Raw genomic sequence first — 23,012 nt, 5'->3', positions numbered from 1 at the left:
ATTTCTTCCTCCTTTATCTCGGCGCATCTGCCCACATTCCGGTAGACCTACCACCATTATGAGTTGTAATATTATGAATACCAAAGGGAACTAATTGCATTTTCCCCGGTACTTCAGTATGATGCCATGTATAAGATCCGTTATCAACTAATTTAATTATGTCTTCTGGTAGATTTTTATTCAACCAGTTAAACTGTTCTGTGTCACCTTTCTTCCACAATTCTTTTGGAAGGTGATCTGTATGCACTACTACACCCGCCCCCTCAAAATCAGCAAAGCCGTAACGCATACCTTTTACTTTCTTCACTTCGATTTTAGGTATAAGCTTTAATTCCTCAGCCTTATTTCTAATCATTTTTCTTTGTTTAGCAGTTAAATTTGCACCTCCCTGTATACTTTTTTCCCATGACCATCCTTTAATATTTATGATCTCGACATAATGCTTAGCATAGTCATGTAATACTTCATCAAACTTCTTATTACCTGACAAGAAATTGTCAATGTTTCGTAGATGTGGTGGTTTACTTCCACTATCACCTTTTCCCGTCCCCTCAGTTCCTTCCGTATTTTCCTTCGGTTTATTTGTATTCGGTTTCTCCGGTTCGGATGATTTAGGTGGTTTCGTATCAGCTTGCGGTTTACCTTCGTCCTTTTTCTTAGATGGAGATGGCTTCCACGTATTCACTTCATTCGGCGTTTCATTTTTTTCTGGTTTCGTCTTTGATGTCGTGCTATTTTTCGGCGTTGTCGTTGCATTAGGTTCATTCGTTTTCGAAGAAGGTGTACTACCCGAACTTGTTTTCGACTTCGGCGGGTTCTCTACAGGTTTAGAGGTTGATCCTCCCCCACTCTTTGCTGTCTTTCCATTCCCCGAAGTAGTCTCACCCGTTTTATTCGTCTTATTATTGCTCCAATGACTTCCTCCACCAGACACGATCCCCATCTTCTGACTGTCTTCCCAATACTTTCGGACAAATGTCTTCACTTTGGGCACGATGGACGAAGACGGGCTCGTGTTCACTTTGGGCGTCGTTGTTCCACTTGCCTGCGGGATGGACCGCCTCAGGCCTGCAGTTCCGCCTGCTGAACCTCCCCTGCGATTAAAACCAAATTGCGTATCCATCCCTTTTTGCATGGCGTCATGTTGGTAATATCCATCCCATAGTTCAGCAAAGGCTTCATCGCTCATGGGGGCCTTTAGCCTCCATGATAGATACTTCATCTCCTCAAGGCTTAGGCCTTGTGCCTTCCAATAATCATAACTCCCTAGTTCCTCTACCGTGATATGAGGCCTGCCAATATCGAAGGTAATATTCGCAAAATGAGGCCCTACGAAAAGAATATCGTATTCCTCCGGGTTTTCCATCACTTTATTGTAATAATCCAGCGAACTTTTCAGTTCCTGATCCGCCTGTTGTTTCGTCCATTTCTCTCGAATATGAGCTGGAATATCATAATATGTGGCACTAATTTCCTGATGCTGCTGATGCAACTTCTTGAGTAGATCAATGGGGGAAGTCGATGTGGTCAACTCTTTGGCGGCCGTCAGCATTTTACCCAGCATCGTCCATTTCGCTTCGTTCTCCTGCTGTTGGAGTTCGGTAAATCCGTTCGTAAATCGGTCCAGCAAATTCAGAGCCGAAGGCTTGAAGGAGCCTAACTTCGGCACACTCGCGATCAGACCCGTTGCAACGGCAGCAATACCTACGCCGATGGCTGTCTGAGCAGCAATCCCCCCTAGAGCTCCCAGGATCGGAATCATAGCAGTGATGGCCAACGCAGCTCCAGCCAACGATCCATCTTTCGGGTTCGTCGTTGATGCCTGCGTCACTGCAGCAGCCTCTGCGGCTGCTGCGGCCTGAGCCGCTTCGTACTCCTCAATCGGCATCAGCGGTGGCTCCGGCTCCGGAGGCAGATCCGCCACATGAACAGGCGCTTTGTTGCTGCCCTCCTGTTGCAATAGACCTGCTCGTACGTTGGCCTCCCCGTCCAAAATGAAGCTACCACCCCCGCCAAGCAGCCAAATCGCTTCTGGTGCTGTGGCTTCAATCTTTCCGGCCGCAAGCAGGATATTGCTGCCTTGAATGGACAGATTGCCTGGACTATTCAATACGATCCCCTGATCATTCAAGGTAATCGTCAACCCGGATCCGGCTTGCAGTGTAACCTCATCAGGTGACATCCCGATAGAGCTTCCGGCAGGATGCCCCCAGACTTTATGCTCTGTCCCTCCGTTAGTGGAACGTTTACCCTCAGAGATGGAATGACGAATGTACGCTCCGGATTCCAGACTACTTGGAAAATATAATTCCACCTGATCCCCGATCTCCGGCATCATGTATAACCCGCTATGCCCTTCCGCAGCATAAACTGGCGCGACCGGATAGGGGCAGGCGGAACCTTCCGTCATCGGGCCCTCGTCCATTGGCAGTTTGATCTGAATATGATCATGAATTACGCGGACCACCTCGCCGTACAGCGATAACCCAATCAGGTCCGATAGGTTGCATCTAGGTACGCGAATGTGGTCTTCGAGTACCATGCGGTATGTCGTCATGAGCAACCCGGATTCCAGTCGCGAATGGGCATACACCACGGTCAACTCTCTGCCATCCGGAAGTTCGACCTTGTCTCCCAACGCGTAGGTCTCGACACTTTCCACCGTATATTGCAATACGCCTTGCGATCCCTTGGGGCCCTGAATGATATATCGATCTTCCGTTCCGGAGCTAAGCCAATCAATTCCGGCCAGCTCCTTACGAACCTGATAAGGTTGGTCTTCTGGCCATTTCCACAACTTACCTGCGGGCAAACCGATATACAGTTTGGGTGATGCCGCTGTGATTTCGGGGACCAGCACTGTACCGAATCGTGAGGCAAGCCGGCGTAGGAACATCCAATCGGTCTCTTTATATTGTAATACAAGTCCGCTCAATGAGGTATTTTCGGTAACCTGATCCATGACATCCGAATAGCGGTAAGAATTCATAATGAATTGAATGAGTTCTTTGAACGTCCACCCTCTGTTTTGAAAGGCTCGTTCCTCAATTCTCATATCCATTTGATAGGAGTTGGACAAAGCTTCAAGTTCGAATCGATAGACTCCTCCCGACAAATGAACCGAGAGTGAGGTCATTACGCCGTGGAAGAGTCTCCTCACCGATCTACCATTTTCATCGACTTGTCTGAGCACGATAGATTCCCCTTCAGCCTGAACCTGAAGAATGCCCGGCCCATCCTCTTCCGGAATTATACCGCTGACGTAGAGTTTCGCATGCTCGTTCACTTGGCGGGTAATTTGCACGCCTTCTAACCACTGTGCACGATAAGGCCAATATAGACGAATTTGCTCATAACCGATCTGGTCGAGTTTCTTCTCCGTAATTTCACTCATCGTCAAAAGTCCAATTGCTGTCCGTCATTCTCTATGACGATATCTCCGCCGTACAGACACTTGTGCGTACAGTGACTGAGCAGTGCAGCTTTCCCTTCTACCTTGGTATCTCCCTTTCCATGAAGCCAAGGCATGGTCAGCACGGGAACGCAAGGCGCTTTCTTAACCCCATAGATGTCAACCATCGTGCTTGCCGCTACTGCTGGATTAGCTGGATTGGAACAGTTACCGAACGATCCAATATGAATACCTGGAACATAATCCTCGACAGTCATCTTCGCCTTCCCCTTGATATATACGCCATGACTGAATGGTATCTTCAATCGTGTACGCTGCGTCCCGCAATTGCATTTAAGTATTGCTCCTGCAACGACATAGCTTTTAGAGGCTTCTCCAGCCGTATGAATCTGGGCATCATGATCTTGACTTCGCACCATCATAACCTCTCCTTTCTAATTCGTTTGTTCCAAGTCCAACGGAATGAATTGTACTCCTGTGACATCTCGCCGCAGAATGCTCTCCGACAACGCTAGATTGACAATAATCACGGTTTCGCGCTGCTCCATCAATTGGAACAGGGGTACCTCCGGGAAATCTCGCTTCAGTATGATCCGCTCCAGACTTCCATCCATGCGCCGAAGGGTATGAGGAGATAATATGTTTGCCAGTGCAGGAGGGTGAATGGCCCAATACGTCTCTTGGGTCATTCGCTCCTTGTCCGTTAATACGGTAGCCCTTCGCTTGAGCTGAGGACAATACATAATAAGTGTTTCAAGCAATTGATCTGAAACCAAGGGAACCGGCTGTTCCAAATAATCCGTATAATCGACATGGAATCCGCTTCGCACATAAAGGTTAATGGCTGTATGCTCACTGCCTGAATCATGAAAAGCCTGATTCCAGGTCCTGCGTTGCAGTTCACCAACAGGCTCAGTCTCTACGCGGTGTATCCATCTGAGATCGGCCATTAGACGAAAGTATCGGATAACCCTCGCCTCCTCTCGGCATCGTCAAAAATCGCACCCTCCACATCAGCACCCTCCCATAACGTATCTGTTAGATTGGCTCCACGGAATATGGCTCCACGAAGGTGTGCCCCTCGGAAGTCAGCACCTGAAAGGTTTGAATTCTCGAAGTTAAGCGCATCGTATTCTGGACCCTGAGCGAGTCCTTCCGGATGTCCTACCTCCCCTATTATCTCCCTGAAAACAGCTCTTTCCAGAGAACACCCGCTGAAATCTGCCCCATATAGAACGCTTCCGGTGAAATCGGTGTTCTCCAGACTACAATTGCGCCAACGTGTCCCTATCAAGATACAGCGTTGAAAATCGGTAGAATGCAGATCGATACGATCAAAACGGCTGTAACGAAAATCCAGATCGCTGCATTCCATTTCGCTCATATCCAGTCCCTGAAAGTGCGCGTACATGACCTCCAGACCATCACTTTCTTCCAATGCTTCACCAATCTCCTCAGTGCTCCTATTCCTTCGATCAAGACGAAATACGCACTCGCTGGCATCCAAGTATTCTCCTACACGTACTTCGAATATCTGTTCCAGATCCATAAGGGAGTTCCATTCGAAGTCCTCCAGCGCGCGACAGCTATGGCGTATAAAATGCACAAGATACCGATTCACCAACGCCGCTTCCTGTAACATGATTCGGTCCAGTTCTACCGCTGTGACGGTTCCTTGATAGTGAGGAAGTTCTTCTCTTAATCCATTGAGCATCCGTTCAAGACACTCATAGGCCCAGTGGGAAGAATAGAATGAACGGATGGGTGTTCGATCCAGCAACCATGAAGCATCGTATGCTTCGACCAGGACATTCATCGCCCCTCCAAGAAGTTCTGTTCGCAACATAGAATATTGAATGTAAGCGATCCGCCCTTTCGCCCCACGCTTTTGGGCGTCGCTGACTTCCTGAATCATCAACCTGAAATGACTTAGGAACTCGGCTGTCAAATCCGTATACCTTGTATGCAACGTATGCTGCAAATCATCCATAAGTTTGGCCCGCGCAGGTTTTAACCTGATGGGTATAAAAATGTAATATAGATTCCTTGCGATCCATTGGAAATTATCCCTCCTGCCCATACGTCACCCTATACTAGTTGGCTTTCACTTCTGATCCACTCATTTTTGCCTGTCCATCCAATTTGAATGTCCCTCCCCCGCCTTCCAGCAACAATTGCGAATCGGCAGATAACGTTATTTTCTTCCCGGCTTTGAGCGAGATATTGCCCCCAGCAGACATCCGAATCTGCTGGCTTCCGATGATCTGAATGCCCTCGTCCCCGCTGAGACGAATGAACACCTCGCCCTCTTTGCTGCTAATGGAGATGGAATCTGGAGTCAGTCTGATTTCTTTGCCATAAGGCGTACGGAAAATTTTATGATCCGGTTTGTTTAATTGGTTCGTTCCAGTTACCTTATTATCCAGACGGGGTGCTCCTGTCGCATAGGCCTCTTCTTCGTTTTGCGTTGGAAAATATACGGCCACCGGATCACCCACTTCAGGCATGACATACCAACCTGTCTGCCCCTCTGCGATGTATGGCGACTGATACAACAGCCACAACGCTTCCTCTTCCTCCTGTTTTTCATCACAGTCCAGCTGAACTCTTACATGACCACCATGCACTGAAAGGATGCGACCAAGTAATGAGCTTCCGGCAATTATCGAATTGTAATATGTCTTTTGTCTTAGTCCTCTATGGAGGCTAAGTACATATTGGTGCTTCACTATTCCTCCCACAAGCTCGGTGTATGCCTCAGTCACATATAGGCTTCTGCCTCGGAAGGTAATATGATGTCCAAGCTCCATCACCTGATCTGTCTCGATTTCATATATAATGAAATCTGATTCGTTGACCTTTAACGTATCGTTTTCAGTAAAGTACATGAATGGTGCCATGTTTTTGCGGATTGTATAACGTGTATTGTCCAGATCGATTGAGTTTCCGTGCTCAAAGACGCCAAAATAAAATTTGGGGCTGTCAAACTGAGCGGCCGGCATCAAGCTGGTGCGAAAACGAGAAGCAAGTCTCCTGAGAAATGCCCAATCCGTTTCCTGATATTGCACGGCAACCTTGCCAATCTTGGCTCCCCCTGTTCCCTCATCAATTACGTCCAGCCCCGGATAATCCTGATCCAGTTCCTTTAACAAATCGGGTAACTTCATTTTGACATTTTGAAATGTACGCGTTCGTTTTGTAATGTCCATCCGGTATGTATGTGAGATGGCCTCCACATGGAGCGTATATACACCTCTGACAACCTGCACTTCAACAGATAGTGGAATGCCTTTGAACAGAGGCTTCTTATTACCATCCTCATCTTTTTGCCACACTTCAATTGGGGTATCCTTATCCGTAACATCGACATAGCGATCCTTCCATTCCTCAGACACCATGCCCTTAAACACGAGCCGAGTGTGCTCATTCATTTTTTTCCGGATCGTCAGTTCTTGCAAATGCAACAGTTCATATGGTTCAATAATCAGATTCTCATAAGTCAGACTCATGTTGCCCATCTCCTTTCAACTTCAATGGATCGCAAGTGAATTTAGAATCGTCTCGCCAGGCTCCAGCCAATCGCGCTTTTCTTCATCCGTGCAATTAAATCCGTAAACAAGAACTGACTGGTCTAAAATCGAAAAACCGATATGGTTATATATCTGATTATTCAACCCCTGAACGGAAAACTGACAGTAGCCCGTGAACTGTCCCGTTTCAGTAATTCGAACGCCATGTTTCTCCCATTGTCTGATAGGCTGCGTTCCGCGAATGACATTGGCCATCGTTTCGGTAAAGGAAGTCAGCTCCTCTTCCGAAATTCGATGCTCCAACCTGTTGAATGTAAAATTGACTGTCCCTGAATCATTGGTATATATCCATTCCGGCCGATGAGACGAAGGATACTTCATGCTCGCTTCCTTCTCTGAAATTAAACGCAATGAACGTGGAAGGGATATGGCTACCCTACTATCGTACAGCTCAGTTCGTTTTAGAAATACGCTTTCCTTTCCAATACGGAGCCTCGCTGGCAGCTCTGCTGAATTAATAGCCTGGGATGTATGTGCTAATTTAACCGTCTCTTCTACTTCACTGTTCTGACCATTCTCTTCATTTTCACGATGGTTATATAATATGGGAATTACTTTGCGATCAAGATATTCCATATGAAAAACAACTTCCTTTCCTTGTGCTGAATCAATCCACAATCATACGATGTGGTCCACCCACTGGCATACCCGAACGTCCCGTTCCCCGACCTGCATTCGCCAGTATGCGATCCAGATATCGATGAATCTGCGCATGATCATATTCTCTGTACTCCAGCCCCAATCGACTGGCAATGTGATGCAAAATGACGCTACGTGCAACCGTTCCTTCATTGAGACACATCATGGCGAAGACCAGATCCTGGGGATCAGAGGTCCCCGTTCGAAGCAACCTCTCGGCATAATCCTTCATGACAACCGGAGATAAGGTGCTTGCTCCCTCAGCTGCATAAGGGACATGAATGACATGCAGCGTGTTGAACTCCGTTGCCAAGTCGGCAAAGGTCTGGTAGTCCCGCCGCAGCCGTGCCCCTTCCTTCAGCTTGAATCGAGCCAGCTCCAACTCACTAGATGTACACGTTGTCTCTTCATCCAAGAGCAGTTCCGAATGGCTTATCGTCATGTCACTCACGGTCTCCTCCGCGGTAAACCGAAGCTTTAGCACATTGACCCGTCCCGTAGCTTGGTATGCCAGTTCCATAGGCTCTGTCAGCATATAAAGCCTTCCATTATGCAGCACCATCCCAGGAGCAACAACCAGCTTGTCCGGGAACACTTCTACCTCTGCACCTGCAACAATGCCATCTGCATAACCGCGATAGTACAGTTCGATGAAGTCTCTGGGGAAATCGCGTAGTCCCTCCAACATGGATGTTTTCAGAATTCTTCCCTTGTTAAAATGCGGATACGAATATGTGAACATGAGCGGTGTTCCTCCTTTCTGCTCGTGGTCCTCACTTCATTCCGTCAAAGAAGTCCAGTTCAGACAAGTCTGTTTCAAACGGAAGCAACTTCTGCGATCCCAGATACAGTCGTTCATTTCTACGAGCTACAGGCAACACATGGAAACACCAATGACGATCATCCGGAAAGACAAAAAACTTCGTCTCTCCATTCACGATGGAATCCGTATCATCCTGCGGAATTTTATCTCCGTATCGATCCCGAATGTCTTCATAAAGCACCTCTTTGTAGAAATCCGGACGGTTGGCATATACGAACTTCTGTCTCAGCTGGCCATCGCTTCCGCTAAGGTATAACTCCACTTCTGCCGTCTCGAATGGACGGGAAATACTACCCGGGATGCCATCACTCCGATCCAGACTGCTGATCAGCATCTTCTCACGTCCATTATGCGTGTAGGCACTTACGGTATACGGAATTACAGCGGCATCATGCGTGATGTCGGCTTGAACGCTTCCTGTTTTGCGCGCACTCAGATAACGAATCGCCCCTCGAAGGCAGGCAAGTTTAAGATCAGGCACACGCCCTTCCGCAGGTTTTTGCCGAAACTCAATGCTTCTGCCTGGAACGAACTCTTTCAATGCTTCCCGAAATACATCAATGCGGCAGGACTGACCTGTCAACTTGATAATCGAGTATTGGTTCATCCGTCCCTGCCGATAGAAATCATCCAAAAACTTGCGAACCACCTCATAGATATCGGCCTTAATCAGCTGGGTAATTTCCTTGATATTGAACACCACGTCGGGGATCTCATATTCATCCTTCAACTCCCCATTCCGTTCTACCGAGAGGAACCAACGTTCCATGGTGGTGATCTGCAGATCACTGTCCCCGTCGCCCTCCATCTCCGAGTGGAATCGGTTACGCAAGATGCCGGTTTTGCGGAAAAATTGCTGCTTCATCTCTTCTGCGATTTCCCACAGGAAGTAGAAGTTGCCTCTTACCCGCAAATACTCATCCCGTGAACGATTCTCTCGACGCGCAAACGCAGTCGGGATGATGTGTTCTGCCTCCTCATAGCGCTGCTCCAGCTTCAGATAAACGGACTTCACACCCTCTTCGTCCACCTGACGGAACACATCCGCACCAGGTGCCTCAATTAGGCTATCAATATCCGTCACCTGACGGCGTCCGCTATAGTAGTCGGCGAACACAATTTTCATGAATTGCATAATACGATAGGTAATGTTGTGACCTCCGAAGTTCGTATCCCCATTTTCGTAGGTGGTATGGATATCGAGCTTGTACGCCATATGTCCATCCTCAATCGTAAAGGCACAGGAAGATAAATCCGTCGTTCCACCGCCACAATCAATTACGAGCGCATGATACGTCTGCCCTTCCATGAAAGCACCACGTTCCATCCCGTCAGCAAGGGTGTTATAGAGCACAGCCATTCCCTCATCCAGTGCATACGTCTGCTCAATCCGATAATCCGGAAGCATCTCTCCGAACATCTGCAAAAACTGCACTTTCATCTTCACGGGACTCGTAAAATGCACATGGCGAAACTTGCACTTGAACTGATGCTCTGCCGTTCGGATGATGTAATTCATGTACTCACGCAGCAGATCCATACGAGAGACCATGGCCGCATTGCCATGAACATCGACGATTTCTTCCATTTTGTTGTAATTATTCACCCATCGCTTCATGCTGCGGAAGACACTCGCCCGGCTGCTGTACCCTCCCCGACGCATGCTTCGCAGCGCTTCATAGCCAAACTCGTAACGAATGTTCGCTGGATCCGAGCACTCCGCCACCCCAATGGCCGTAGGCAGGACCTCGATCCAGTCCGTATCTTTGTATGTAGGGTCGGGAAAAGAAACATAGTTGATGGCATCCATACGGACTCGCCCATTCAGCAAATCCTGGCTGCTTGGCGCCTGAATATAACCGTTATGCAAATAGGCGCCTGCCGTCGTATTGGAGGTGCCAAAATCAATGGCAAGCACTGCTTCTGTCGGTTCAAGCTCCCGGATATCCAGATCTGCCAGTGGGATCTGAGTATATTGAATATGAACCGGTGGAAGCGGTCTGTTAGAATAATAGGTCTGATATAGGTACTCCGAGTCGCGTTTACGGAAAAAGAGGAGACTGTACTGTCTGTTGCCCGATCTCTTCCAGGTCGACCCACTTCCTGCTGTCAAATAAAAGGTTCCCGATACAGAGTCGTCCTTAACCAGGTTGAAGATGCCACACAGCTCCATGCTCTCATTGACTAAAAGTACGTTGGATTCGGTTAATCCACCCGGTGCCGTAACCACATATCGATCCAGCTTGTCCACGTTCAGTCCTTCGTACAGAATCAGTCGCGCAGGCACACTAATGCCTCCATCACTGCTCATGGGCGCCGTCATATGACGAGAAATAGCCTTTTGTATCCGCTCGAATCCGCCATCAACAGACTGGTCGATCCACAATACATCGTCCGCTCCCAGAAATTTTAAAATAATCCGAATCAGTTCTTCCCGCTCCGTCCGAGGACCCAACCCCTCGATTAACCGTTCCTTGTAGCAAATGTTCCGTAATTGGAACGTGGTCATGTCCATTAATTCTTCACGCGTATAACGCATGGTTCCTCTGGAACGTTCCCTGCTCGTGGCGTCAGGATACAATCGGTATGAATAGCCGTTCATCTATACTTCCTCCTTACAACTGCTGGTACTGCTTAATATAGGGCAATCCCGTCCTGTATCATCGTATAGTCCACATCCAGAATGCCAAAATGATGCCCCCAGTATATTTCCGTGTCGAACCGAACCGGCAGAAAGAGTTCAAGAATCAGTTCCAGCTTCTCCTTCGCTTCCGTACGTTCTACCTGACCAATATACAAAAGCAATTCATCCTTTTCCTCACAATTGGCATAAAGGGTTGAACGCGGGAACATTCGAACAAGGGTATCCCTCAGCAGATGAACCGCCTCACCCGTATCATACAAACGGAGCATATTGCAGGCGATCACTTCCTGCTCCTCCTGCCCGAACAGCTCCAGTCGCCGTCGAACCCGATCCCCGTATACACCCGAATTCATATCCTTCAGAATGAAGCGAATATAATACTCCCTCTTGTTCATACCCTGCATCAAATCCATATCCGCCAGAAAATGAATAACCAGATCAAAGAGTGCTTCCCGCAACTCCACCTGCTCTTCATTATTGATATCAAAGAGGTCCCGGAAAATATCAAAAAAGCGATAATACGGATTGACTTCTACCGTGCCTTCCACGCCTGAAGCATTCAGGTTTGTCTGGCTAAGTTCCATATAAGGCGAATATACACGTGCTGGCACAAAGGTTACGTCGCGCAGATCGGTTCCATCACGTTTAGCTCGAATAATCAGATCCCAGATGTAATTCATGCTGTACTCACACCCATTCCCCTTCGCAGCAGTATTCCGGGAAAGCCAGCTGGATTTCGGATACCAGAAAGCTCAGCAGATCATCCAGAAAAATAGCCTGTAACGGCTGCTTCCCGTGTCTGCTGAACCTTAAAATCATTCGATGTTTATCTGTCTCAACACGGACATGGTCGCTAACAAATGCATTAAGTGGGTACGTAATGCCCAAAGCGGGTCCTGGCGCCACGACTTGTACATCTTCCAGTTCCAACCCCTCTGCTGCCTGAAAAGCGTGAACCATGCGGGCAATCTCCCCTTTGGACCGCACAGAACGTCCTTCCTGACGCGCATATTTACCGGCAAACCCTTCCCGCTTGTTGTTGGAAAACAGCGGATAGTCCATCCTGCCAATGCGGGTTGCTACGGGACCCGCTATTTTCAGCACCGTCCATGAATCGGATTTTTCCAGTGGTGATACGATGGTGATATCTTCTTCCGATCTTTTGATATAGCGAATATGCGATTCGTCTCCATCGACCAGATATCCGTGTTCCGTTCCGGTTTTGCGGAGTGGCAACACATGTTCATAATTGATTCGGTCCGAAGCAGGAACAGGGAATCCACCCGTTTTCATATCCAGCTTCTGGATGTTCCACAGTGGAATCATGTTGGATCTTTTATAAGACTCGAACTCCTCCAGATGGATGGAAAGTTCCTTGACAGTATGTTGTTTGTCCCATGCCTCTCCATCGTCCGAACCCACAAGAACACAATCAACGAATTTGAACACATAAGGTGCATTAATCGATTTCCATGGCAGGCTGTTTTTACGAAAGACCCGGTACAATTCTTCAACTTTGGAGATATACGCTGTACTGGATTTCAACCGAACCGTTATGGCATGTCTGCCTTCACTCGTTACAATCTCCCCGCGAAATATCCGATTACTTTTCAGCAGAGATTGGAGTTCCTGTTGCCCACATTCCATGTAGAACGTGAACAATTTCATCTCTTCCTTACGCGCCAGAGCCTCTGAAGCCTCACTCAAATAGACGGTCTGTGGTTCAGCATCCTCAGGAATGATCGGGTACAGAAATTCATGAATGGGGTCCAGATCTTCCCGCGCGCATAATGTGACATATACATCATGACGTTCCTCCTGCGGCAACACCTCATCGAAAACCCGTTGCTCAATTTGCTTGTTCAGCGTCTCCTGATACTCCACAAGATTAAGAAAAACGCCTGTCATGAGATCTTTGAGCATGCGGCGTTGTTCAAGATCCTCCATCTTGTTAAGACGGTCACGAATCATGTCTTTCATCATGAATCTCCTCCTTCCGATGATTCCTGTTCGTTCACGTCAGCCTCCGTGGTTCCGGTGCTTCCGTCAGCCTTGGAGGCAGAATTACTGCCAGCATTACTTGTCGTTTTTCCAGAAGAAGCACCTGAGCCAGAAGCATCCGCATTGCTACTTCCAGCCGAGGTAACATTACCAGTGGAAGAACCGTTCCCCACTGTACTGCCTGTGCTCACACTTCCTGTACTCCCGGTCATATCCGAGGTTATGCCCGATGTATTTGGTGTATCTAATCCTGCCGTATCCTGCGTAAGATCAGCCGCCGGTACCGGTGGGTTCAATTTCTCATCCAGCTTGTTTATTTTCCGCTCCATGGCCAGCACACGTTCCAGCATATCGATCTCCTGATAAATTCCCTGTGCCGAAGCATAGGCATCCATGGCACCACTATAGTCACCGGCTTCATTGAAGCGGTCACCCTTCTGTTCCAGCGTATCTGCCTGAAGCTGTCGGGATTGCCGCTTGATATCTGCACGTTTGGTCTCGGCCGTCTCCAGTTGCGTAGCAATTTCCTTCAGAGCATCTTTGTAAGCTGTCTCCGTAGCGGCTGTTCTGGCCCGTTTATACAAAATGATTGCTCCACTGTAATCTCCGTTCTGAAGTTTCAGATCGCCCTCGGTGATCCAGTCTTGCACTTGCTGGAAGGTCGTCATCTGCTCCAGGCGCTCCTGAATAACTTCCCGGTTGAACATGCTATAGGATTCAGACAATTCCAATGCTTTGGTGTAACTCGCGGTTGCTTTGGTAATGTCGCCTTCTTTCAGGTGAGCTTCCCCATCAACCAGCGTCTGGGCAGCAGACATCTTCGCGGTCAACAGCTTTTTATGTATAGGGTCCTTGATTTTGATGGAATTATTGCGTGCAAGGCTGTAGTCCGAGACCGCCTTGGCATACTCTTGTTCCTTGACGTACTGGTCTGCGGTCTGTTCATATTGCAGCATATCTACGACCAATTCAGCTTTTTTGGCTGCACTTTTTACCGCGTAGAATATGCCGGCTCCACCAAAAATCAGGAGCATGACCAGCATGATGGCAATCCGCTTAATCCATTTCTTACGGTTCTTGGGCTCTTCATGAAAAATTTTGTTCACATATATGGCTGCCGCACTATAATTCTCGATACGGGTACGCTGCTTGCTAAGCATCACTTCTTCAAGCGTATCCGCCAGTGTCTGCGGGTCATTGGCACCTTCAACCGCATCGATCATCTCGGCATCCTGAACACCTTCCCATAATCCAGGGGTGCAGAGCACAAGCACATCGCCATCGGCCAGCTTGATCTTATCCGATACATACGGTCTGATCATGCCAGGTTTGCCCGCGTATTCGTTCAGATTGCCGCGTTCATCGTGCTGATCGACACGATCCTCTGCAATCTGGCCTTCGGCTGCCAACTGGGCAGCAACGCTATGATCTTTGCTTTTTAGTGCAAGCCGATTTCCACGAAAATGATACAACCGGCTGTGTCCGGCAGATGCCCACACCATACGTGTATAATCTGTCACTACAATGACGAATCCCGCTTTGAGCCTGACTCGGCGGCTTTCATACTGCAACCATTCATGGGCAATCTTGATATACTCCGTCAGTCTGCGCTTGGACATGGTTGGCTTTTCCAAAAAGGATTCCAGAATCGTCTGCACTGTGATCTGAGCACTATCCACTTCCGTGTCTGTATCCAGGCCATCTGCAATGACATAACAGGCCCAATCTTCCAGCTCAACGCAGCCGTAGAAATCCCGATTTTTCAGGAAAGATCCTGCTTCCGAGACAAAAGCCGTCTTGAATTCACTGTTCTCCTTCCTCATCCGTCTCCCCATTTCCCTTCCCTGTGCGTTGCCTGATCCGCTACCATCCTTGCTCCAAAATGATAATCGTGGCATTATCCTGATGCACGAGCTGTTTTTCTTCAATCAAATCAATGATGGTCTGGGCTGCATCAAATGGCGCCATGTCTTTCGCCAGTATAGTCTCCAGTTCCATTTCAGTAAGGGAGTTGTACACCCCGTCACTGCATAACACAATCTTGTCCGCCGGCTGCAGTGCAAACGGCTCGTCCGCGATTTCCATTTGTTTAAAATGGTCGTACCCCAAATAGTTGACCAGCCTTTTGCGCTGCGGATTATCCAACGCCTCCTGCTCCGATATTTCTCCAGACATATACTGTTCTTCCAGTTGAGTTTCCAGCGTATGTTTATGATTGATAGCAAGTAGCTCTCCTTTACGAAATACGGCCAAAATACTGTCTCCTACCGCGCCCCAATATAGCTCTCTGCCCTTGATCATGGCTGATACCAACGTTGTTCCGCCCGGAACGCCAAGCAAGTTACGAAGAATCGCCTGGTTTGCCGCATGGGAAGAAGCATCCCAAAACTCCTCTGGATCAGGAAACCGCTCCAACTCTTCAAACTCACGGATAAATGTTTCTACCGCAGTGGTACTGGCTACTTTCCCACCAGATAAGCCACTAATTCCATCGGCAAGCACCGCAAGTACACCATAAGGCTCCACGGCACAGGCAAAATAATCATCCTGTTCACTGCGAGCACCAATGGTCTGTCCATTCCCGATCTGAACGCCAACCGGCCTATCGTCACGTTGCCTTACCGGAATCCGGCTTCGGACGAATAACAACAACCAGATCGACAAACAGCCTGCTGCCAGAACCCAATAAGGCGTTAGCTCCTTGTCGTTCCACAAGATCATGAAGGTATTCACTGTTGCTCCCATTCAAAATGCACACCACATAATGGGATGAAAATGAATTTGCTGCGTCCCAATTGAATGACGTCGTACGCAGCCAGTTCCACCGGAGAATAGACCGCTTCGTTATTATGGTAGGCAAGGCCGGAAGCATCGCCGGGCAGCAGATAGAAATTCCGTTTCTTGGGATCATATACAATCACCGCATGATTACGCCTTGAAATCGTGTTATCCCCAAGGATTCGAACATGCATCTCTTCCGAACGTCCAATAAAGTTCTTTTCAGCCATAATCCGATAATCCTGGCCCATCTGTGGACCTTCGATACACACCATCCATCCCGTTACCGGTTCAATTCCTGTCGTTTCTCCCAGGTATGGCATCGTTCTGTCATCCTCTGCCGTGCGAGGCGCGCGTGGGATTGCTCCCCCTGCTTCACTATTGCCGGAAGGCGGTGACTCGACGGCCAGATTGCAATATGGACAGGTGTTTCCGTGCCGTCTCGTGCTGAACATATGTCCGTTTCCACATCTTGTCAGACTCATTTCTTTTCATTCCCCCGTAAGCTTGTATAATGGTACGCCAACGTTATTTCACCAAAATGCGGGTATTGGCAATATAAATTAAGTCCCCTGCCTCAATCAGGCTGGGTTCTTCGATTTCCAATTTGGATGATCTGCTTTGATTTCCCTTACGTACGCCCACGCCGCTGGCGGAGTCAATATCCTCGATAAACCATTGGCCCGAAGCTTTGTTCAGCACAGCATGTTGCGGACTGATGAGGGAAGCATATGGAGTATCGGACAGATCAATGTCCGCCTCACTGTTCTTCGAACTTTTTCCGATCAATACACTTGTCTCACCCTGAATGTACCATTCCTTCACACTTGTACCGTCATCGTCCAACAGTACGAGTTTCACAACACGTGAAGACAACTTCTTCTTTTCCCTCTTGCTGGCAGGTAAGTATTTAAAAAACAGGTATGCTCCCCCGGAGAGGACCACAATAATTCCAGTTATCCACTGGGCACTCATGTCCCTGTTAATGATGAATATGTAATACAGCACGGCTAACGAAATCATGGCGACGCATGCGTCAACCCCTATCGTCATTACCGACCTTCCTCGTTTCACTTCCATAACCTCCGCCTGAACCGGCATGATCCATTACAGGCCACCGGCTTACTTTTTTCGAACTCCGAAATATCGGTCAAACATGGCGGACATATCCATTCCTTTATTGGGATCGGCTTTGCCACTGTTTGAGCTTTCCTTGCCTTTGGGGCGATAGCCAAAAAATTGTTCAAACTGTTCCTGCATTCGTGATGGATCAGACCATACCTTCTCGGTATTCATAGGTCCATTTTGGGCTTGTCCACTCTTTTCTCGTGCAGTACTGGATGTTGCTCCATTTGGCCCTCCCGGGTTCCCTGTAGATCGAGGTTGTTGATTGTATGCTGCCCTTAACTCGGGATTTCCGAGTGTACTGTAGGCCTCATGGACTTGCTTGAAACGCGCCTCTGCCTGCGGATCTCCCCCATTAACATCCGGGTGAAATTTCTTCGCCAATTGACGATAAGCCTTCTTGATCTGCTCCGGAGAAGCTTCACGTTCCACACCAAGCACGGCATAATAATCTTTCATGATATTCGTTCCTGCCTCCCTGCCGTATTCGGGCGTAAATAAAGATTAAGGGGCACCAGGGCCCCTTAACATGACAGCGTTATTCTGGGCCAGTCATAACTGACCCGGAACATGAGTTGCCCCCTTTTATACCGGGAAGCCGCCTTCGATTTTAGTGAATTCAGTTTTGTCTTTTTTCTGTTTGATGAACAGGCTGAATTCACCCACGCCTTCGGTATCTCCGAAACGCTCTGTGTAATCCACAACGAACGCATTAGGCATGTAAATTTTGCGTACCACTTGATCCGCTGCAACCACTTCCAGGGTTACTTTACGGTAGCAATCTGCTTTTTCAGCCGGAACAAGGGACCACAGAGCAAGTTTCATCGTGTCATCTGCATTGTCACCATCTGTTGCTGTAATAATTTTGCCACTGATGCGAAGTGTTGCACCTACATCTGTGGATCTAGCATTGGAATCATCCGGTGTATCTGTGTCATACACTACTGTGCGGATATTATCCATTCCCAATTCGATTGTTTCTGCGCCTTCTACTTTCAATACAAAACCCATTAATAAAAACCTCCTTAAGATTAGAAAACAATGTGCCCGGCATGCTCTCCATCTGGGGAGAGGTACCGAAATATATGTATAAGGTCAGCCAATAAAGGCCGCCTCTAACACCAAAATGAATGTCTATAATTCGTTGTTTGGAGAATTATATTCAATTTCTAAAACTTGTACCTACTCCAGTTTCTTACACCTTCATCGCGCTGGTGCCTTTGGTAATCATGACCTCCAGGTTCTTCACGTTGCCGTTAAATACCAGGTCAATGTGGCACATATTGCTCTTCTCATCGATGATAAAGCTCATATCGTCACCTTCCTGAATGATCGAATTGATCGACCCTCGGGTTCCCAGCCACCGGCTCTTCTGACTGCTCGGATTGTTGCTGAAGAATTTGACGATATTTTCATGCTTGAAATCACCTGTTTGGAAACGGAGCAAGCGCTCAATGTAAGTACTTACGAGTGTCTTATACAAGGAATCAAAACCATCTTCGGACATCGCCATGCTTCTCGCTTTGTATACCGTGATCCGCTTGATGTCGCTATCCTGGATTTGGGCATTCTCCGATGAGAAAATAAATCCAAAGTTTTTGCGGTTAATCGAATCCTTGATGGTGTTCGTGAATCCGGAAATTTCTTTGGTCATCGTAGTCACTACACGCAGACTGTTATCGCCTGCCTCAATATCAAAACGCACACCTGGATAATCCCGGTTCACGGTTTTGAATGCGCCTCGTAGATACTCGGGGCACTGATATGCAGCCACAATTCCGGCAGATACATAAGACGCACCGACATACACACCTTCAATCCACAGCTTCAGAATGTCTTCCTTCTCCTTGGAAAGCTCCACACCATTCTCCGTCTGGAGCATACGACTGTCGATAACGACACCCGATTTCTCTTTCGGAATGATGGTGAAATTCGGAGCACTTGGAATGGCGAATTCGCTGTAGTCTTTGCGAGTTAATACCGCGCATTTATCAATATATTTATCGATGCCCGCAGTAGCCATGCTGCTGAATGTAGTCTCTTCTCCAGATTCGAAGCTGAAGAACACTTGTACTTTGTAGTCTTTAACGACTTGCAGAAGCATGGACAGGGATTCCATACTGTTCCCGTCTTGTTTAACCACTTTCTCGTTACCACGGAAACGGGCTCGACTGACTTGAACTTGTCCCGTATTCTCCAGTTCAACGGAAGGAACAATTCCGAACCAAATAGTGTCGGTAAAATCATTCTTCGCATTGACTGTGTTGAGATAGGTCTCCAGCCGCGGAATATTACTGCTCTTGACAAGCATATCCAGCTTGGCATTGGCAATCAGCATGGAAGGCAGCATGCCTTTGTTCTTGGTCGCATATTGATCAAAGAACATTTTGACACCCAAAATTTTCTCTACCAGCGGTTTTACGGTTTTCACAAAGTCATCCTTGGCGTTCTTGTAAAATTCCAGGTATGTATTGTAATTCTGTACTTCAACTGCCGTATCAACATCCGTCTGAACCGCAGGCAGTGGGCAGAATGTACGAACGACCAGATCCTGTACATACGGTGAAGGTGCCTCGGAGAGTGAATCATAATCTTCGGCAAACACCTGAGTCAAATCTGTGCTTGTCGACTCATCCAGGAGCATCAACTCGTTGTTATCACTCTTTGGAGCTTCGATAATTTTCAATTCTCCGCTCTCACCAATCGTGAGTTGTCCTACCTGAATCGCTTCGGAAGAAGTTTCTTCTTGAGCACGGCCCAGCAACAAGCGGGTTTTGATATCTTCGATGGCCAGTGGCAGCATTGCCATAACATTGTTATAGTTCCGGCTGGCATCTTCAAACATGACATTAAGTTTATCCCCGATATCCAACTTCTTCGGGTCCCCGTCATCCAGCTTCTCATGCTGGCCGTACATGTAATGAATTTCTTTCCGTACCTGCCGAATGTCATCCATAACCTTTTTCGGTGAGATCATATCCAGCAAATTTTCAAACTTGAAATCTACATTCGTAATCCCCTGACTACGTTTGGTATCGATCAGGGTAAAGAGCATTCTCAGGAAGTCATTGCTATGATCAATTTTGATCTCAGAGATTGCTTCATCCGGAATCCCTTCCGGCTTTTTGAGCGTATACATGACTTTCTGGTTTACCGCATTGAAAAAGGAATACACACTGGGAGAAAACTTGTCCAAAAACTCATCGAAGCTTCGTACAAGCAGGTGTTCATTGATCTCCTTGATCTTGTCATCATTCAGACTGTCGATCCCTTTTACGTCACCGACAATCGTAATCAAATCCATTTTCTCAGGATTGATCTCTTCGAAAAGCATCGTTCGGTTCGTTTGATTAATAATATCCATTCAGGCAACATCCCCCTAATGATGGTTCATTCGGGCGAATGCTTCCCCCCCTCCATCAATTTTTGACACTCCGCACGCTCTATCAGTCTTTGGTCATGATCTAAGAGAATCATCTTCTCAGGCGATCACAAGTCCAATAGAACGAGCTGTCAACATATGACTGGAACTTATGTACCAGATTATGCCGTTTGCTTTGGAGATTTATGGAATTCATCTTAATCATCAGTGATATGTTTTGTCAATATTACCCTATATAGGTCTAAAAGCTCATTTTTGTGACTTCGATATACCTATAGAACTAATTTCCGATTTACGCTTCACTTCCCATCGAATCATGCCGATGATAAAGAATATCCTATAATCTGGATGATGTTCAATGATTTAAAACTAGTGGAGTTTTCCCCCTAATCAAGAGGAAATCGCCTTAACGTATGCGGTGTTGCAATATTCTTAGCTTATCAAAACTACGCATAACGGGGTTTTATCGAGTGGAAACAAAAGTTTTTTAACAAAAATCAGTTTGACCTCTAAAAATAATTGCAGTGCCCAAAACAGAAAGGAGATTCAAAGCATCGTATGATATTAACAAAATTCAAAAAAACATTTTTTTCTCTCTTGGTAATCAGCTTTTTAATTCCAGCATGGGACATGGGGAGCCTATACGCTGAATCATCCGTCAAGACCCAGACTTATGAAGGACTCGATGCCATGTTTGTCCTGGATGTTAGCTACTCTATGAATGAGACCGATAAAGATCGCATTGCCGAAGAAGTTATACATATGTTTATGGACATGAGTAGTGGACCTAAGACCCGATTGGGATTCGTAGCTTATAATGACAAGATCACTTCATCCGTACCACTGATGGATATTTCATCCTCTGGAGCTCGCAATAATCTTCGTAGCCGTGTGGATGGCTTAAGACGTTCAGGATATACAGATCTCGGACTTGGCTTACGCCGAGGCGCTAGTCTGCTTGAACAATCCAAGACGGACAAACGTAAACCATTTATGATTTTGCTCTCTGACGGAGAAACGGATTTACGAGGATCGACGAGCAGAACACCTGCCGACTCATCCAAAGATGTGGACAAGGTTATTGAGATGGCACAACAAGCTGGTTATCCCATCTATACTGTGGGACTAAACCGCGACGGTACGGTTAACCCGGCAGAATTGGAGCGCATCGCTAAAGAAACGGGTGGTTCTTCCTTTATCACCGGAAGTGCGGACGATCTGCCTGAAATCTTCAATCGTATTTTTGCAGATCAGATTCAATCTGTTCTTGTATCTGTAGCGGCTGTGACTGCAACCGGAGCAATGCAGGAAGTAACCGTGGATATTCCTAACTCCAGCATGGCGGATGCCAACATTATCATGCTCTCTGATCATGCTGTCTCGGAAGCTCAGCTCTATTATCAGTCGAGCAATGTCAGCTTCATTCGGTCTGATAAATATGCTTTAATGAAGATCATTCGTCCGGTCAAAGGACAGTTCAAACTGAAATTCAAAGGCCGTAGCGGTGATCTGGTGAAGATTAACCTATTAGGGAATTACAACGTCTCAGCGGTCGCAAATATGGCAACGGAGCAGCCAGTCAAGGGGAAGAGCATCACATTTGAGGCATCACTCTACGATCAGGCTGTGGACCCTAAACCCATTCAGGACTTGGATGTGTACAAGGGGTTGGAAGCAGAACTCATTATAACGCCATCTAGCGGAAAAACAGAACGTATCCCTTTGACCAATACAGGCAGCGGGTTTACGGGAAAATACACTTTCCCCAAGTCGGACCTGTTCACATGGGGTCTACGGATCGATGGTCCGGACTTTTATCGGGAAATTACTCCGGTTGAAGTCGACATTACGAATCAAGCACCCGTAGCCACCGGTGAATCCATGGTGTTATCCAAAGATGACAGCAATACAGATGTCGACCTGAACAACTACTTTAAGGATGCCAATAATGATCCATTAACGTATGTCCTTGCTGAAGGTGGAAATGAACGCAAGCTCGGGGAGGCCATCATTGAAGGTAACCTGTTGCGATGGTCCTCTCTTCAAACTGGAAGTTCGACCATTAAGGTGACAGCAACGGATTCTGAGGGAGCCAGTATAACAACAGATATTTCGTTGCAAATTCATTCTTTACGTGAAAAGGTACTCTTATATACAGGATTGGGCCTGCTTCTTGCTGGTGGAATTTTCGCACTGTATTGGTTCGTATTGAAGCCAAAACCCGTATTCCGCGGAAGACTGGAAGGATACTTTCTAGCTACAGCGAACGGCGAGGATATACCGGTGACCAATTGGCCTCTGACTTCATTGGACCGCCGAAAAGTAAGTCTCAGTGAACTGTTTGATCGCATGGACATCGGGGTCAAAGTACCGGAGTCGGGACGAATCTGGCTGGAAGCCGGTAAAAAAGAAACGTTATTGGTACGGCACGATACGAATTGTACGGTTGTCCGAGGCCGAACATCAGTGAAGCGCAGACACACGGAAGCTATGGAGTACAATGAAAAGTTGTATATTACGTTTGAGGATGGTGTTACGGAGATCGAAATTCGTTACAAAGCCATCAAACCAAGTACCAATATCTATGTAGGACAAAAGAGAGATTCACAGTAAACATT

General features: G+C 47.3%; 18 protein-coding genes. 1 reads left to right on the top strand and 17 read right to left on the bottom strand.

Translation table 11 applies throughout. From position 1 onward, the window contains the following. Positions 1-13 precede the first annotated feature (13 nt). The 17 genes from QF049_RS00575 to QF049_RS00495 form a co-directional block, all read right to left on the bottom strand. Positions 14-3,394 carry an HNH endonuclease gene (locus tag QF049_RS00575; protein WP_307534126.1) on the bottom strand — a complete coding sequence of 1,127 codons (3,381 nt, stop codon included), beginning with the start codon at positions 3,392-3,394 and terminating at the stop codon, positions 14-16. Between the two features lie 2 nt (positions 3,395-3,396). Next, complete coding sequence (locus tag QF049_RS00570; RefSeq protein ID WP_307543034.1) at positions 3,397-3,831, bottom strand: DUF4280 domain-containing protein; 435 nt, start codon at positions 3,829-3,831, stop codon at positions 3,397-3,399. A gap of 15 nt (positions 3,832-3,846) precedes the next feature. Further along, on the bottom strand, positions 3,847-4,362 hold the full coding sequence (locus tag QF049_RS00565) for a hypothetical protein (RefSeq protein ID WP_307534124.1): 516 nt from the start codon (positions 4,360-4,362) through the stop codon (positions 3,847-3,849). Continuing rightward, a complete protein-coding gene (locus QF049_RS00560; RefSeq protein ID WP_307534122.1) occupies positions 4,362-5,402 on the bottom strand; it encodes a pentapeptide repeat-containing protein in 1,041 nt (346 codons plus the stop codon). Before QF049_RS00560 ends, QF049_RS00565 begins: the two co-directional genes overlap by 1 nt. A 103-nt stretch (positions 5,403-5,505) precedes the next feature. Continuing rightward, complete coding sequence (locus QF049_RS00555) at positions 5,506-6,921, bottom strand: phage baseplate assembly protein V (RefSeq protein WP_307534119.1); 1,416 nt, start codon at positions 6,919-6,921, stop codon at positions 5,506-5,508. Positions 6,922-6,942: 21 nt separating this feature from the next. Continuing rightward, positions 6,943-7,578, bottom strand: coding sequence for a hypothetical protein (locus QF049_RS00550; RefSeq protein ID WP_307534117.1), 636 nt, complete (start codon positions 7,576-7,578; stop codon positions 6,943-6,945). A gap of 31 nt (positions 7,579-7,609) precedes the next feature. Continuing rightward, positions 7,610-8,383: a DNA and RNA helicase gene (locus QF049_RS00545; protein ID WP_307534115.1), complete on the bottom strand. Its 774-nt coding sequence runs from the start codon at positions 8,381-8,383 to the stop codon at positions 7,610-7,612. Positions 8,384-8,414: 31 nt separating this feature from the next. Next, positions 8,415-11,066 (bottom strand): Hsp70 family protein, encoded by a 2,652-nt coding sequence (locus QF049_RS00540; protein WP_307534113.1) that lies wholly within the window; start codon positions 11,064-11,066, stop codon positions 8,415-8,417. A 32-nt stretch (positions 11,067-11,098) separates the two neighbouring features. Next, positions 11,099-11,788 (bottom strand): iron-dependent peroxidase, encoded by a 690-nt coding sequence (locus tag QF049_RS00535; RefSeq protein ID WP_307534111.1) that lies wholly within the window; start codon positions 11,786-11,788, stop codon positions 11,099-11,101. Between the two features lie 7 nt (positions 11,789-11,795). Beyond that, complete coding sequence (locus QF049_RS00530; protein WP_307543032.1) at positions 11,796-13,088, bottom strand: normocyte-binding protein; 1,293 nt, start codon at positions 13,086-13,088, stop codon at positions 11,796-11,798. Next, positions 13,088-15,007 (bottom strand): SpoIIE family protein phosphatase, encoded by a 1,920-nt coding sequence (locus QF049_RS00525; RefSeq protein ID WP_307534109.1) that lies wholly within the window; start codon positions 15,005-15,007, stop codon positions 13,088-13,090. The genes QF049_RS00530 and QF049_RS00525 overlap by 1 nt, the downstream gene beginning before the upstream one ends. Further along, positions 14,973-15,854, bottom strand: a complete 882-nt coding sequence (locus QF049_RS00520; RefSeq protein WP_307534107.1) for a PP2C family protein-serine/threonine phosphatase — start codon at positions 15,852-15,854, stop codon at positions 14,973-14,975. Before QF049_RS00520 ends, QF049_RS00525 begins: the two co-directional genes overlap by 35 nt. After that, positions 15,839-16,372, bottom strand: coding sequence for an FHA domain-containing protein (locus tag QF049_RS00515; RefSeq protein WP_091013796.1), 534 nt, complete (start codon positions 16,370-16,372; stop codon positions 15,839-15,841). Before QF049_RS00515 ends, QF049_RS00520 begins: the two co-directional genes overlap by 16 nt. Positions 16,373-16,415: 43 nt before the next feature. Next, positions 16,416-16,967: an FHA domain-containing protein gene (locus QF049_RS00510; protein WP_127545040.1), complete on the bottom strand. Its 552-nt coding sequence runs from the start codon at positions 16,965-16,967 to the stop codon at positions 16,416-16,418. 42 nt (positions 16,968-17,009) lie between these two features. After that, positions 17,010-17,471 (bottom strand): J domain-containing protein, encoded by a 462-nt coding sequence (locus QF049_RS00505; RefSeq protein WP_091013790.1) that lies wholly within the window; start codon positions 17,469-17,471, stop codon positions 17,010-17,012. Positions 17,472-17,597: 126 nt separating this feature from the next. Then, positions 17,598-18,023, bottom strand: coding sequence for a hypothetical protein (locus QF049_RS00500; protein WP_056695746.1), 426 nt, complete (start codon positions 18,021-18,023; stop codon positions 17,598-17,600). Between the two features lie 184 nt (positions 18,024-18,207). Continuing rightward, entirely contained in the window at positions 18,208-20,376 is a 2,169-nt protein-coding gene (locus tag QF049_RS00495; RefSeq protein ID WP_091013787.1) for a transcriptional regulator, read from the bottom strand. Between the two features lie 648 nt (positions 20,377-21,024). On the opposite strand from QF049_RS00495, the gene QF049_RS00490 reads away from it, so the two are divergent. Then, positions 21,025-23,007 (top strand): vWA domain-containing protein, encoded by a 1,983-nt coding sequence (locus tag QF049_RS00490; protein WP_307534101.1) that lies wholly within the window; start codon positions 21,025-21,027, stop codon positions 23,005-23,007. The last annotated feature ends 5 nt before the right edge of the window (positions 23,008-23,012 follow it).

Origin of the sequence: Paenibacillus sp. W4I10 (genome assembly GCF_030816325.1) — a bacterium.
GTDB classification, from domain to species: Bacteria; Bacillota; Bacilli; order Paenibacillales; family Paenibacillaceae; genus Paenibacillus; species Paenibacillus amylolyticus_B.
This window is presented reverse-complemented; position numbering and strand designations above follow the sequence as displayed.

What these genes read in the sequence shown, in the direction of transcription:
- QF049_RS00575 (WP_307534126.1), bottom strand. Translation starts at nt 3,394, where the DNA reads ATGAGTGAAATTACGGAGAAGAAACTCGACCAGATCGGTTATGAGCAA.
- QF049_RS00570 (WP_307543034.1), bottom strand. Translation starts at nt 3,831, where the DNA reads ATGGTGCGAAGTCAAGATCATGATGCCCAGATTCATACGGCTGGAGAA.
- QF049_RS00565 (WP_307534124.1), bottom strand. Translation starts at nt 4,362, where the DNA reads ATGGCCGATCTCAGATGGATACACCGCGTAGAGACTGAGCCTGTTGGT.
- QF049_RS00560 (WP_307534122.1), bottom strand. Translation starts at nt 5,402, where the DNA reads ATGGATGATTTGCAGCATACGTTGCATACAAGGTATACGGATTTGACA.
- QF049_RS00555 (WP_307534119.1), bottom strand. Translation starts at nt 6,921, where the DNA reads ATGAGTCTGACTTATGAGAATCTGATTATTGAACCATATGAACTGTTG.
- QF049_RS00550 (WP_307534117.1), bottom strand. Translation starts at nt 7,578, where the DNA reads ATGGAATATCTTGATCGCAAAGTAATTCCCATATTATATAACCATCGT.
- QF049_RS00545 (WP_307534115.1), bottom strand. Translation starts at nt 8,383, where the DNA reads ATGTTCACATATTCGTATCCGCATTTTAACAAGGGAAGAATTCTGAAA.
- QF049_RS00540 (WP_307534113.1), bottom strand. Translation starts at nt 11,066, where the DNA reads ATGAACGGCTATTCATACCGATTGTATCCTGACGCCACGAGCAGGGAA.
- QF049_RS00535 (WP_307534111.1), bottom strand. Translation starts at nt 11,788, where the DNA reads ATGAATTACATCTGGGATCTGATTATTCGAGCTAAACGTGATGGAACC.
- QF049_RS00530 (WP_307543032.1), bottom strand. Translation starts at nt 13,088, where the DNA reads ATGAAAGACATGATTCGTGACCGTCTTAACAAGATGGAGGATCTTGAA.
- QF049_RS00525 (WP_307534109.1), bottom strand. Translation starts at nt 15,007, where the DNA reads ATGCCACGATTATCATTTTGGAGCAAGGATGGTAGCGGATCAGGCAAC.
- QF049_RS00520 (WP_307534107.1), bottom strand. Translation starts at nt 15,854, where the DNA reads ATGGGAGCAACAGTGAATACCTTCATGATCTTGTGGAACGACAAGGAG.
- QF049_RS00515 (WP_091013796.1), bottom strand. Translation starts at nt 16,372, where the DNA reads ATGAGTCTGACAAGATGTGGAAACGGACATATGTTCAGCACGAGACGG.
- QF049_RS00510 (WP_127545040.1), bottom strand. Translation starts at nt 16,967, where the DNA reads ATGGAAGTGAAACGAGGAAGGTCGGTAATGACGATAGGGGTTGACGCA.
- QF049_RS00505 (WP_091013790.1), bottom strand. Translation starts at nt 17,471, where the DNA reads ATGAAAGATTATTATGCCGTGCTTGGTGTGGAACGTGAAGCTTCTCCG.
- QF049_RS00500 (WP_056695746.1), bottom strand. Translation starts at nt 18,023, where the DNA reads ATGGGTTTTGTATTGAAAGTAGAAGGCGCAGAAACAATCGAATTGGGA.
- QF049_RS00495 (WP_091013787.1), bottom strand. Translation starts at nt 20,376, where the DNA reads ATGGATATTATTAATCAAACGAACCGAACGATGCTTTTCGAAGAGATC.
- QF049_RS00490 (WP_307534101.1), top strand. Translation starts at nt 21,025, where the DNA reads ATGGGGAGCCTATACGCTGAATCATCCGTCAAGACCCAGACTTATGAA.